Annotated in this window: 11 protein-coding genes; 7 read left to right on the top strand and 4 right to left on the bottom strand. The window is 63.0% G+C overall.

Going from position 1 to position 12,759, the window contains the following annotated elements; translation table 11 throughout:
* Positions 1–18 precede the first annotated feature (18 nt).
* Positions 19–1,497 (top strand): methyltransferase regulatory domain-containing protein, encoded by a 1,479-nt coding sequence (locus tag WG899_RS13350; RefSeq protein ID WP_339596145.1) that lies wholly within the window; start codon positions 19–21, stop codon positions 1,495–1,497.
* A gap of 63 nt (positions 1,498–1,560) precedes the next feature.
* Here the strand turns inward: WG899_RS13350 and WG899_RS13345 are convergent, their stop codons facing one another.
* Positions 1,561–3,558, bottom strand: a complete 1,998-nt coding sequence (locus tag WG899_RS13345; RefSeq protein ID WP_339596144.1) for an SDR family oxidoreductase — start codon at positions 3,556–3,558, stop codon at positions 1,561–1,563.
* A 249-nt stretch (positions 3,559–3,807) separates the two neighbouring features.
* Between WG899_RS13345 and WG899_RS13340 the strand changes: the two genes are divergently transcribed.
* The 3 genes from WG899_RS13340 (at position 3,808) to WG899_RS13330 (ending at position 6,716) form a co-directional block, all read left to right on the top strand.
* Positions 3,808–4,614 (top strand): phasin family protein, encoded by an 807-nt coding sequence (locus WG899_RS13340; protein ID WP_339596143.1) that lies wholly within the window; start codon positions 3,808–3,810, stop codon positions 4,612–4,614.
* Between the two features lie 22 nt (positions 4,615–4,636).
* Entirely contained in the window at positions 4,637–5,881 is a 1,245-nt protein-coding gene (locus WG899_RS13335) for a patatin-like phospholipase family protein (RefSeq protein ID WP_339596142.1), read from the top strand.
* 226 nt (positions 5,882–6,107) lie between these two features.
* The gene (locus tag WG899_RS13330) at positions 6,108–6,716 is read left to right on the top strand and encodes a DUF642 domain-containing protein (RefSeq protein ID WP_339596141.1); all 609 of its coding nucleotides are present in this window, start codon (positions 6,108–6,110) and stop codon (positions 6,714–6,716) included.
* 126 nt (positions 6,717–6,842) lie between these two features.
* Here WG899_RS13330 and WG899_RS13325 read toward each other — a convergent pair whose 3' ends face one another.
* Together WG899_RS13325 and WG899_RS13320 are read right to left on the bottom strand one after the other, a co-directional pair.
* The gene (locus WG899_RS13325; RefSeq protein ID WP_339596140.1) at positions 6,843–8,330 is read right to left on the bottom strand and encodes a carboxypeptidase M32; all 1,488 of its coding nucleotides are present in this window, start codon (positions 8,328–8,330) and stop codon (positions 6,843–6,845) included.
* Between the two features lie 70 nt (positions 8,331–8,400).
* Positions 8,401–8,892, bottom strand: coding sequence for a YqaA family protein (locus WG899_RS13320; protein WP_339596139.1), 492 nt, complete (start codon positions 8,890–8,892; stop codon positions 8,401–8,403).
* A gap of 133 nt (positions 8,893–9,025) precedes the next feature.
* On the opposite strand from WG899_RS13320, the gene dusB reads away from it, so the two are divergent.
* Genes dusB through purH form a run of 3 tightly spaced genes read left to right on the top strand, consistent with a single transcriptional unit; the run spans position 9,026 to position 11,968 of the window.
* On the top strand, positions 9,026–10,114 hold the full coding sequence (gene dusB / locus WG899_RS13315; RefSeq protein WP_339596138.1) for a tRNA dihydrouridine synthase DusB: 1,089 nt from the start codon (positions 9,026–9,028) through the stop codon (positions 10,112–10,114).
* Entirely contained in the window at positions 10,111–10,344 is a 234-nt protein-coding gene (locus WG899_RS13310) for a Fis family transcriptional regulator (protein ID WP_263537410.1), read from the top strand. The genes dusB and WG899_RS13310 overlap by 4 nt, the downstream gene beginning before the upstream one ends.
* Positions 10,345–10,387: 43 nt before the next feature.
* Positions 10,388–11,968: a bifunctional phosphoribosylaminoimidazolecarboxamide formyltransferase/IMP cyclohydrolase gene (gene purH, locus WG899_RS13305; protein WP_339596137.1), complete on the top strand. Its 1,581-nt coding sequence runs from the start codon at positions 10,388–10,390 to the stop codon at positions 11,966–11,968.
* Positions 11,969–12,064: 96 nt separating this feature from the next.
* On the opposite strand, the gene WG899_RS13300 is transcribed toward purH, so the two are convergent.
* On the bottom strand, positions 12,065–12,646 hold the full coding sequence (locus WG899_RS13300) for a superoxide dismutase family protein (protein ID WP_339596136.1): 582 nt from the start codon (positions 12,644–12,646) through the stop codon (positions 12,065–12,067).
* Between the last annotated feature and the right edge of the window lie 113 nt (positions 12,647–12,759).

Below are 12,759 nucleotides of genomic sequence, written 5' to 3'. Positions count from 1 at the left end.
CATGGAGCACCGGCCACGATGAGCGCAAACAATCGCTACGACAGCGTCAGTTACCCCGGCCTGGCCTATCCCGACAGCCACATCGCCCATCTCTTTGGCTTGGCTGCCTGGTGGGGTCTGGCCGCGGCGCCACCCGAGGCTTGTCGGGTGCTGGAGATTGCCTGCGGAGACGGCGCCAATCTGATCCCGATGGCCTTGGAGTTGCCGCACAGCCGTTTTGTCGGCGTCGACCTGGCGCAGGAACCGATTGCGCGCGGGCAGTCGCTCGCGGCGGAGCTGGACTTGCGCAATCTGCAATTGCACGCGCAGGACTTCCAAACCTTGCATGAAGAAGCGGGCAGCTTCGACTACATCCTCGTCCACGGCCTGTACTCCTGGGTCGACGCGCCGCTGCGCGAAGCGTTGATGCGCCGGCTGGCCAGGCTCTTGAGTCCAAGGGGGCTGGCCTTTGTCAGCTACAACTGCTATCCGGGCTGCCACCGAAGGGCCGAGGTCTGGGAGTCACTGCGCTTTCACGTGGAAGGCATCACAGACCCGGCGCAACGTGTCACCGAGGCGCGCTCCCTGGCGCAGCTGCTGCGCCAGTCGCAGTTGCAACCCGATTTGCAGGGCCAGGCCATGCAGGCCGAACTCGACCGGCTCTTGCGCAGCCCGCCCGGTGTGCTCTTCCATGATGATTTGGCCGAGACCAATCAGCCCTTTTACTTTCACCAATTCAACCAGCATGCGCAGCAGCACGGTCTGCAATTTCTGGGCGAAGCCGAGTTGGCAGCGATGGGCACGCAAGGCCTCAGCCCCTTGGCCCGCCAGACCTTGCAGGCGCTAGACCCGCTCAGCCGCGAGCAATACCGCGACTTCATGCGGCAGCGCCGCTTTCGCCAGACCTTGCTTTGCCACGCCGAGCAAAGCTTGCAGCGCGAGCCGCAGCCCGAGCACTTGCTCGGCTTTCACCTCAGCAGCGACGCGAAACTGCAAGGCGACCGTGACAGCCTCATCGCCCACAGCGAGTCGGCCTGCCTGCATGAGCTGATTGAATGGCTGACCGCGGCCTCACCCAACAGTCTGCCGGTGCCGGACTTGCTGCAGCGATTGCTACAAGCGCATGGTGGCCATCAGAGCGAAGCGCAGTTGCTGCGGCTGATGCATTCGGCGCTGATGACCGGCGTGGTGCGCCTGCATGCGCGGCCGCTGCGGCTGTGCACCCAGGCGAGCAGCCAGCCCATGGCCAGCGCCCTGGCACGCGCCCAGCTGCGACGCGATCCGCAGGCCGACTTGCTGACCACCTTGCGGCACGATATGTTGAAGATCGAGGACCCGCTGGTGCGGCGCCTACTGACCTTGATGGACGGCAGCAGGAATCGGCCGCAATTGCTGCAAGCCATGAGCGAAGCCTCTACACAGGACCCAAGCGCCAACCAAGCTACCGAAATCACCTCACTAGAAGCGCTCGAAGCGCATCTGCACACGCTGGGCCGCATGGCCTTGCTGAGTGATTGAACGTTCGATGAACTGATTGCCTTGGCCCACGGCCAAGGCAATCGCAGATCCGCTTGGCGCGAATTAGAAGTGAATCCCCTTCATCATTTGCTGCATCGCGATCGCTTCGGGCGAGAGCTGTGACTTGCCCGACTTCTCACCCTTGGCGGCGTCGCTGTCCGGGAACATGCGGAAGCTGGTGTTCATGACGATCTGCGCCACCCGCGGCATCAGCGCGTGCAACAACTCGCCGGTGATGCCCAGTCGGGTGGCAATGCGCACCGGCTTGGCGATGCAGGCCTGCGCCACCATATCGGCGGCCTCCTCCGGCGCCAGCGTCGGCACATTCTTGTAGATCTGCGTCGGCGCAATCATCGGCGTGCGCACCAGCGGCATATTGATGGTGGTGAAGGTCACGCCTTGATCGGCAAACTCGCTCGAGGCGCAGCGCGTCCAGGCATCCAAGGCCGCCTTGCTGGCCACATAGGCCGAGAAGCGCGGCGCATTGGTCAATACGCCGATGCTGGAGATATTGACCACATGGCCCTTCTTCTTGGCCACCATGCCGGGCAAGAGGCCCATGGTCACGCGCAGGCAGCCAAAGTAGTTCAACTGCATGGTGCGCTCATAGTCGTGGAACCGGTCGTAGCTGCCCTCGATAGCGCGCCGGATCGAGCGTCCAGCGTTATTGATGAGGAAGTCCACCCCGCCGAAATTTTCGGTGAGCCAGGCGATCATGCCCCTGCAGCTCTCCTCATTGGCAATGTCGGCCGAGTAGCTGTGAACCTTGGCATCGGCGCCGGCCGCGGCGCGGATTTCACTAACGGCCGCGGCCAACTTGATCTCGTCACGCGCGCAGATCACCGTGATCGCGCCGGCTTCAGCGAACTTGATCGCCGCCGCCAGGCCAATGCCGCTGGAACCACCGGTCACCAGCACCACCTTGCCACCGCAGGCACCGCGCAGGCTGCGGTCGATGAAGAGGTCCGGGTCGAGATGGCGCTCCCAGTGGTCCCAAAGCCGCCAGGCGTAGTCATGCAAATTCGGGCAGGCGATGCCCGAGCCCTTCAGCGCCGCCGTGGTCTCACGGCAGTCAAAACGGGTCGGGTAGTTGATGAAGGTAAACATATCCTCCGGCAAACCCAGATCCTTCATCACCGCATGGCGGATGCGCCGCACCGGCGCCAAGGCCATCAGACCCTTCTTGACGCTCTTCGGAATGAAGCCCAGCAAGGCGGCATTGATGAACAGATTCATCTTCGGCGCATGGGCGGCCTTGGAGAAGATGTCCAAGACGTCGCCCACCCGGTAGCCGACCGGGTCGACCAAATGGAAGCAACGACCCGAGGCCTTGCCGTTCAGGTGGCTGATGTGATCGAGCGCATCGACCACATAGTCGACCGGCACGATGTTGACGCGTCCACCTTCCAGGCCGATCGAGGGCATCCAGGGCGGCAGGATTTGACGCAGGCGCTGGATCGGCTTGAAAAAGTAATAGGGGCCGTCGACCTTGTCCATCTCGCCGGTCTTGGAGTCGCCCACCACCATCGCGGGCCGGTAAACGGTCCAGGGCTTTTTGCACTCCTTGCGCACGATTTTTTCGCTCTCGTGCTTGGTCATGAAGTAAGGGTGGTCCAAACCCTCGGCTTCATCAAACATATCCTCGCGGAACACGCCTTCGTACAGGCCGGCCGCGGCAATCGAGGAGACATGGTGCACATGGCCGGCGTCGATGGCATGAGCAAATTCGACCATGCTACGCGTGCCATCGACATTGGCCGCCATCTGGCTGGCCTCGTCGGCTTTCAGGTCATAGACCGCGGCCAGATGGTAGACATGATCGATCTGCCCCTTCAGGCGCTTGATATCATCCGCCGCCACGCCGAGCTTCTTGCCCGTTAGGTCGCCAAACACGGGCAAGGCGCGCGTCTTGCTGACGCCCCAGAAGGCCAGCAACTCGGGCAATTTGTCGCGGCTTTCTTCGCGCATCAAGAAGTGAACCGTGCTGCCTCGACGAGCCAACAACTTCTTGACCAAGCGTTTGCCGATGAAACCCGTTGCCCCGGTGACGAAATACTGCATGCTGAGGTCTCCTGATAGAACTGATTTGCCTGTGATTCTTGACCATCCTAGCAAGGCCATCGCTGCGCGATTACCCGCAGAGCGGCCTCGAGGCCTCGGCGACAAAAAACGCTCGAAACCCCGCTGGTGAGCCCTCCCTAGGTAGGGGACACTGTCTAGGTTCCGCCGGCACAGCGGCAGCAGAGCGATCTATAGTGAAACCATTCCCCGCACAAACCGTGCGCCAACCACCGCAAAAGGACTGAGAACATGGTCAAGAAGCTTCAGAAGATGGCTGCCAAGAAGAACACTGCTTCCAATGGCGCCTTCGGCGGCGCGCTGCCGGCCGGCCTGCTGGACGGCAATCTGGCGCAAGGCATCAAGGATTCCGCACAACACATCTGGGCTGCCGGCCTGGGCGCCTTTGCCAAGGCACAGGGCGAAGGCGGCAAGGTCTTTGAGGCCCTGGTGAAAGAAGGCATGAGCCTGCAGAAGAAGACACAATCGGCCGCCGAAGAAAAGCTCGGCGCCATGGCCAGCAAGGTCACCGGCATGGCCGGCGACGTCGGCAACAAGGCCGGCCAACACTGGGACAAGCTGGAATCGATCTTTGAAGATCGCGTTGCCCGTGCCCTGAACCGCCTCGGCGTGCCCTCGGCCAAGGATGTGGCCGAACTGATCGAACGCATCGACGCCCTCAGCGCCGCTGTTGGCATCCAGCCGCCGGCCAAGAAGTCGAGCAAGGCCGCCAAGCCAGCAGCCAAGCCTGCTGCCACGGTCAAGAAGGCAGCGGCCAAGCCCGCCGCCAAGGCCAAGCCCGAAGTGAAGGCCGCCGTGAAGACCGCCAGCAAGGCCAAGCCTGCCGCCAAGGCCAGCGCCAAGCCGGCAGCCGCACCTGTGGCCACACCCTTCAAGAAAGCCGCAGCCAAGACTGGCGCAGCCGTGAAGGCAGCGGCCAAGCCGGCAGCCAAGGCCGCCACCAAGGTGGCCACCAAAGCCGTCAAGAAAGTGGCCGCCAGCGCTGCCGCCACTACGGCAGCGGTGAATGAAGCTGCGGCAACGGCAGTCCAGGCCTGATCTAGGCCGAGGCTGATTCAACTTGCAAGCAGCAGTCGGACGGCCGCGCGGCAAGCGTCGAGCTAAGCCGTCAGGTCCGCGCATAGGCCTGGCCCTGGCAGGCGGCGGTCCGCTCGGCGCCATCTATGAAATCGGCGCCTTGTGCGCCCTGGAGGAGGCCATCGACGGCCTCAACTTCACCGACTGCGATGGCTATATCGGCGTCAGCGCCGGTGGCTTCATCGCCGCGGGTTTGGCCAACGGCCTGAATCCGCGCGAGTTGTGCGCCGCTTTCATCGAAAACAGCGCCCCGGCCCCCGACAGCGTCGACCCGGCCGAGCTACTGCAACCCGCCTGGCAGGAATACCTCGATCGTCTGCAGCGCTTACCCGGACTGCTGGCCAAGGCCAGTTGGGCCACGCTGGTGCAAGGACGCTCGGTGCTCGGCGCCTTCGAGCGGCTTGGTGCGGCCTTGCCCACCGGCCTGCTTTCGGGTGACGCCTTGGCCGCACAGTTGCAGTTGCAATTCAGCCAGCCCGGTCGCAGCAATGATTTCCGCCAACTGAAAAAGCGTCTGGTCTTGGTCGCCACCGATCTGGACAGCGGCGAGGCCACACCCTTCGGCATGCCCGGCTGGGACCATGTGCCGATCTCGCTGGCCGTGCAAGCCAGTGCCGCACTGCCGGGCCTGTTCCCGCCGGTCGCCATTGAAGGTCGGCATTATGTCGATGGGGCGTTGAAGAAGACCCTGCACGCCTCGGTGCTGCTGAAGGAAGGTTTGGATCTGCTGATCTGCCTGAACCCTTTGGTGCCCTACGAATCCGACCCGGCCAACTCCACCCGCGCCAAGCGAGCCCGCATTCCGCATTTGGTGGACGGCGGCTTCCCGCTGGTGATGAGTCAGACCTTTCGCTCGCTGATTCACTCGCGCCTAGAGTTGGGCATCAAGCGCTACGAACATACGCATCCGGACACCGACATCGTCCTGTTCGAACCCGACCACCGCGATGCCGAAATGTTCATGGCCAACACCTTCAGCTACTCGCAGCGCCACCATCTGGCCGAGCATGCCTATCAAACCACCCGTGCCGCTCTGCGTGCGCGGGCCGACATGCTGGGCCCGCAGTTGGCGCGCCACGGGCTGAGTCTGAATGCAGCGGTCTTGGCCGACCGCGACTGCCGCCTGCTGGGCGATCTAGAGAACGACGCTCAGGCCCGCACGGCCGGCGCTTTGAAACGCTTGCGGCGCGCCTTGACCCGCATCGAAGGCCGCTTGCACAGCAACTGAGCGCCCCGGCGGGGCGACGTTTTTGATTTCTGGAACGGCGCCCGCTCGTTCAAAGCGAAAACAGCCAGGTCTTTGACCAGCAAATCCGCGCACAAATTCACGAACCCACTGCTAGCCCCCTCGGCATGCGGGGCTGACCGAAAACCGTCCGCCGCCCAGAATCAATGGCAATGTCAACAGCAATGTCCAGGCATTGCGATTCAAGCAATAACGATTACTTTTTTAAATGAAAAAAATTCTCTCTCTGGCCCTGGCCCTCGCCCCGATGTTGGCCGCCGCCAGCCCCAGCCTGGGCCCCAACCTGGTGAAAAACGGCAGTTTCGAAGCCAACAGCTTGGCCGATAAGAGCTGGACCCCCCTACGGAGCCTCAGCGACTGGACAGTCGACAAGAACCAGGTCGAGCTGCGCAACAACGTCGCGGGCAACGCTTTTGACGGCAAGAACTTCGTTGAATTGGATGTTTATAGAAATTCCAACATCAGCCAAGCCATCGCCACCATCGAAGGCCAGTGGTACGAGTTGAGCTTTGCCTACGCCAACCGCGCCGACAGCAAAAAAGGCGCCGGCAGCAATGGCATCGAGTGGAGCTTTGCCGGCCACAGCGGCTTGGTGGGCGACAACACGGTGACCAAGTGGAACACCTTCAGCACCCGCTTCCAGGGTACCGGCAAAGTCGAGACCCTGACTTTTGCAGCGCATGGCAAGTCGGACGGCTACGGCACCTCGCTGGACAAGGTCGCTCTGAATGCAGTGCCTGAACCCAGCAGCATGGCCCTCTTGGCCGGTGGCTTGCTGGCCATGGGCATGATCAAGCGCCGCAAGAATCAGGCTTGATCATTGTTGAGAGCTTGCTGCAGCGGCGGAGGGAGTAGAGACCGGACGACGCAGAAGCAGCGACAAGCCCCAACAAAAAAAGGCAGCTCATTGAGCTGCCTTTTCTTTTGCCTTGCCCCCTGAGCTTTAGCCCAGATAGCGGCTCATCAAATGCGCCTTGAAGTGCGCCGGATTGAGCGTCTCGCCGCTGGCGGCCTTGACCAAATCGGGCGTCTCCAGGCGGCTGCCTTGATGCCAGATCTTGTCGCGCAGCCAGTCGAACACCGGCGCCAGATTGCCGGCAGCAATGTCTGCATCCAAACTCGGGCGCTCGCGGCGCATCGCCGCGAACCACTGCGCCGCGTACATGGCGCCCAAGGTGTAGCAAGGGAAGTAGCCGAACAGGCCGCCGCTCCAGTGCACATCTTGCATGCAGCCATCCTTGAAGTTACCGCGGGTGTCCACGCCCAGCAGCTCCATCATCTTGGCGTCCCACAGGGCCGGGATGTCCTCGCATTCAATCTGCCCTTCGATCAGCGCCCGCTCGATCTCGTAACGCAAGATCACGTGGGCGGGATAGGTCACTTCATCGGCATCCACGCGGATATAGCCGCTGTGCACCCGGGTCAGCAAGCGGTTCAAATTGGCCGGTTCAAACGCCTCTTGGGCGCCCAGATGCTTGATGACCAGGGGGCTCAGCAACTTGGCGAAGGCCGGGTGGCTGCCCAGTTGCATCTCGAAGCTCAGGCTTTGGCTTTCGTGCAAACCCATCGAGCGGGCCTGCGCCATGGGCTGGCCCAGCCAAGCCTGCGGCAGGTTCTGCTCATAGCGGGCATGACCGGTTTCGTGGATGGTGCCCATCAGGCTGGGCAGGAAGTCATCCTCGCGATAGCGGGTGGTGATGCGCACATCCTCGGGCACACCGCCGCAGAAGGGGTGGGCGCTTTCATCCAAGCGGCCGGCTTCGAAGTCGAAGCCCATCAGCTGCATGGCATCCAGGCCCAGCGCGCGTTGTGCGGCCTTGGTGAATGGGCCTTGCGGGCGCTGCACGGTTTCACTCGCTTGCTTGGCCTGCACGTCCTTGATCAGCTGCGGCAACCAGCTGCGCAGATCACCAAACACGCGGTCCACCTCGGCCGAGCGCATGCCCGGCTCGTACTGGTCCATCAAGGCGTCGTACAGCCCCAGACCGCTGCTCTCGGACAGGCAGCGCGCTTCTTCTCGAGCCAAACGCACACATTCCTTCAACAAGGGCAGGTGGCCGGCCCAGTCATGCGCCTGACGCTGGCTGCGCCAGGCATGCTCGCAGCGCGAGTTGGCCAGCGACTTGGCCTCCACCAGGCTTTGCGGCAAAGCGTTCGAGGCGCGCCAGGCGCGGCCCATCTCACGCAGATTGGCGGCCTGGTCGGCACTCAGCGGCTCGGCCGCAGCGGCGGCCAGCAGGCCCTTCAGCTGTGGCTCGGTGGCCAGCTGATGCAGCAGGCCGCCCATCTCGGCCAGCGCGAGCGAGCGGGCTTCGTTGCCCTTGGTCGGCATATTGGCCGACTGATCCCATTGCGCGATGGACTGCAAATGCGCCAGGCGATGCAGACGTTGGTGACGTTGGTGAAGCTCGTTGTAAGCGGGTGTGCTCATGAGAAAGGTTCTTGCGGTGGGCAAGCGAGCATTGTCTACGCAAGCCAGGCCGCATCATCCTTTGGGGGAATCAAAGCCCCCCCGGGAATACCCACAGCAAGGCGGCCGTCATCAGCACATAGCGGGCGAATTTGCCGATTGCCATATAGGCCACGCAAGGCCAGAAAGGCAAACGTAGCCAACCGGCCACCGCGCACAAGGGGTCACCGACAACCGGCAGCCAGCTCACGAGACAGGCCTTGGCGCCGAAGCGCCCGAGCCAGGCCAAGGCACGCGGATTCGGCGGCGCGCGATGGGTGGCGCGCTCATAGGCCCGCTCGGCGCCATAGCCCATCCACCAACTGATGACGCCACCCAAGGTGTTGCCCGCCGTAGCTACCAGCACGGCCGGCCAAAACAAACTGGGATCGGCCTTGATCAATAAAAAGACCGCCGGCTCCGAGCCCAGCGGCAGCAAGGTGGCCGACACCAGGGCGATCAAAAATACGCTGACCAGGCCCACCTTGGGGATGGCCAAAAAGGCCAACAGGCTGTGAATCAAACTTTCGAGAGCAACTTCCATCCGGCTGATTATGGCGACCCACTGGACGGCGCCGCCGACAGCGCGAGTGGCCCAAGTTCAGCAGTAAGACCCGAGACAGGCCGAGGAAGGTATAATTTTGCCTCTTTTTTGAGCACCCCTGAGTTTCTCCCCCATGCCCGCCCAGCCGCCGATCTTTCAGATTGGCTCCCATCTATTGCCGAACAATTTGTTTGTGGCGCCCATGGCCGGCGTCACCGACCGGCCGTTCCGGCAACTCTGCCGCCGCATGGGCGCGGGCTATGCGGTCAGCGAGATGGTGACCTCGCGCAAGGACTTGTGGAACAGCCTAAAGACCTCGCGGCGTGCCAACCACGACGGAGAAGCTGGACCGATCGCGGTGCAGATTGCCGGCACCGACGCTGCCATGATGGCCGAGGCGACCCAGTACAACATCGATCGCGGCGCCCAGATCATCGACATCAATATGGGCTGTCCCGCCAAAAAGGTTTGCAACAAATGGGCCGGCTCGGCTCTGATGCAAGACGAGCCGCTGGCCCTGCAGATCATCGAGGCGGTGGTTGCAGCCGCAGCGCCTCACGGCGTGCCGGTCACGCTAAAGATGCGCACCGGTTGGTGCGAGAGCGAAAAGAACGCCGTGCGCCTGGCGCTGGCCGCCCAGAACGCCGGCGTGGCCATGGTCACCGTGCATGGCCGCACCCGCGAGCAGGGCTATAAGGGCGCGGCCGAGTACGCCACCATCGCAGCCGTCAAGGCGGCGCTGCAAATTCCGGTGGTGGCGAATGGCGATATCGACTCCCCGGCCAAGGCGAAGGAAGTGCTGGCCCTCACCGGCGCCGATGCGGTGATGATCGGCCGGGCCGCCCAAGGCCGGCCCTGGATCTTTGCCGAAATGGCCCATTTCCTGGCCACCGGCGAAAACTTGCCGGCGCCCACCGTGCTGCAGGCGCGCGACTGGCTGATCGAACACCTGCACGAGCACTACAGCCTCTACGGCGAGCTGACCGGCATGCGCACGGCGCGCAAGCACATCGGCTGGGCGGTGGTGGACCTGCCGGGTGGTGAAGATTTCCGTCAAACCATGAACCGCCTGGAGAGCAGCGCGGCGCAAGTCCACGCCCTGGGCGCTTGGTTCGACGCACTGGCCGAGCAATATGAGCGCTTGCCCTATCTTGCCAAGTGCCAGGAAGATTCAACAATGGCTGCCAATGACAACGAAGAAGAACTGAGGCTACAGGCATGACCCCGAAACCGATCGATGCCTGCGTGCGCGAAAACCTGGAAGTCTATTTCCGCGATCTGGACGGCGAAGAACCGCACTCGATGCACGAGATGCTGATTCAAGTCGTCGAGAAACCCTTGCTGGAAGTGGTGATGGCACGCGCCGCTGGCAATCAAAGCAAGGCCGCCGAATGGCTGGGCATCAACCGCAACACCCTGCGCCGCAAGCTGACCGAGCACAAGCTGCTCTGAGTCCGGCCCACGCGCTTACCCCTTCCCTTTCCGAAAAAAGACCATGTCCCAACTGACCGCCCTGATCTCCGTGTCCGACAAGACCGGCATCCTTGAATTTGCCAAAGAGCTGCACGCCCTGAACGTGCGCCTGCTGTCCACCGGCGGCACGGCCAAGCTGCTGGCGGATGCCGGCCTGCCCGTGACCGAGGTGGCCGACCATACCGGCTTCCCCGAGATGCTGGACGGTCGCGTCAAGACCCTGCACCCCAAGGTGCACGGCGGCCTGCTGGCGCGTCGCGACTTCCCCGAGCACATGGCTGCCGCGGCTCAGCACGGCATCACCATGATCGACATCCTGGCCGTCAACCTCTACCCCTTTGAAGCCACCGTGGCCAAGCCCGGTTGCACGCTGGAAGACGCCATCGAGAACATCGACATCGGCGGTCCGGCCATGGTGCGCAGCGCGGCCAAGAACTGGAAGGACGTCACCGTGCTGACCGACGCCGGCCAGTACGCCCAAGTCTTGGCCGAGCTGAAGGCCCATGGCAAGACCAGCGACAAGACCCGCTTCGCCGCGTCCGTCGCCGCCTTCAACCGCATCGCTCAATATGACGCTGCGATCAGCAATTACTTGAGCGCACGCACCGAAGAAGGTACGCTGTCCGAGTACCCCGGTCAGATGAACAGCAGCTTCGTCAAAGTGCAAGACCTGCGCTACGGCGAAAACAGCCACCAGACCGCCGCCTTGTACCGCGACTTGTTCCCCGCACCCGGCTCGCTGGTTTCGGCCAAGCAGCTGCAGGGCAAGGAACTCAGCTACAACAATATCGCGGACTCCGACGCCGCCTGGGAATGCGTCAAGAGCTTCGACGTGCCCGCTTGCGTGATCGTCAAGCACGCCAACCCCTGCGGCGTGGCCGTGGCTGCCAACGCGGCCGAAGCTTATGCCAAGGCCCTGAAGACCGACCCGACCAGCGCTTTCGGCGGCATCATCGCCTTCAACCGCGAGGTAGACGGCGCCGCTGCCGCCCATGTCTCCAAGCAATTCGTCGAAGTGCTGATGGCCCCAAGCTTCAGCGCCGAAGCGCTGGAGATCTTCAAGGCCAAGGTCAATGTGCGCCTGCTGCAAATCAACCTGCCGGCCGGCGGTGCACGCCCCTGGGATCAGGGCCGCAACGCACAAGACGTCAAACGCGTCGGCTCAGGCCTGCTGGTGCAAACCGCCGACAACCACTTCCTCAAGAAGGAAGACCTGAAGATCGTCACGACCCTGCAGCCCAGCGCTCAGCAGCTCGATGACCTGATGTTCGCCTGGACCGTGGCCCAGTATGTGAAGAGCAATGCCATCGTCTTCTGCGGCGCCGGCATGACCCTGGGCGTGGGCGCCGGCCAGATGAGCCGCATCGACTCGACCAAGATCGCCGCCATCAAGGCCGCCAACGCCGGCCTGGAACTGAAGGGCTCGGTGGTCGCCAGCGACGCCTTCTTCCCCTTCCGCGACGGCCTGGACGTGCTGGCCGATGCCGGCGCCACCTGCGTCATCCAACCCGGTGGCTCGATGCGCGACGACGAGGTGATCGCCGCCGCCAACGAGCGCGGCATCGCCATGGTCTTCACCGGCGTGCGTCACTTCCGTCACTGAGCCGCAAGCACTCAACCCCAATGAGAAAGCCCGCTCGCGCGGGCTTTTTTCTTGCTGGCAGAAGGATGCCGGATGCCCGATCGGCATCCGCCGGACTCAACCGTGCCGAGCAATCAGCCCACAGGCAATGCGCGGCCCGGAGTTGCCGGTAGGCTGGGTTTTGTAATCATCCGCCGCGGCATGCACGATCACGGTGCGGCCGTCGATGCTGCGCTCGCCGGCCGCCAGCGTCACGCCGTGCAGCATGATTTTCTGATCGACCAGACCCTGAGCGTCGGCGGTGAGATTGGGCATATCACCGGCATGACGCTCGCCGCTTTGCTCGCCATGAGGCTTGCCATCGGGATTGAAGTGCCCACCGGCGCTGGTGAAATCGGCGCTGGCGCAGGATGATTTTTCGTGCACATGGAAGCCATGCACGCTCATCGGCTCAAGGCCGCGCAGCTTCACATGCGCCATCAAATGCCCGTCCATCTGATGGAACACCACCAGACCCGACACCTGCGGGCCTATGGCCAAGGGCGACAAAGTCGCCGCCCCCATCTTGGCCATCATGCCTTGATGCATATCGCCCATCTTTTTATCGCCCGAACCATGGTCGTGGGTCGCAACGGCACAAGCGCCCAGGACCAGCGGCAGGGTCAGGGCGAAAACGGCACGCAAGATTTGCTTGTTCATCAGTGAATCTCCAAGGGTGAAGCGAAATGCGACGATAGCCCGGCCTGGGCCAAAGTGCACCGATGTTTTTACCCAGCGGGGCGCCGCAGCGCGCCCTTCCCCCTAGGTCGACA

Origin of the sequence: Paucibacter hankyongi (genome assembly GCF_037482915.1) — a bacterium.
Taxonomy (GTDB): Bacteria; Pseudomonadota; Gammaproteobacteria; order Burkholderiales; family Burkholderiaceae_C; genus Paucibacter_A; species Paucibacter_A hankyongi.
The sequence above is the reverse complement of the archived record's forward strand: the minus strand, read 5'-3'. Positions and strand labels throughout refer to the sequence as shown.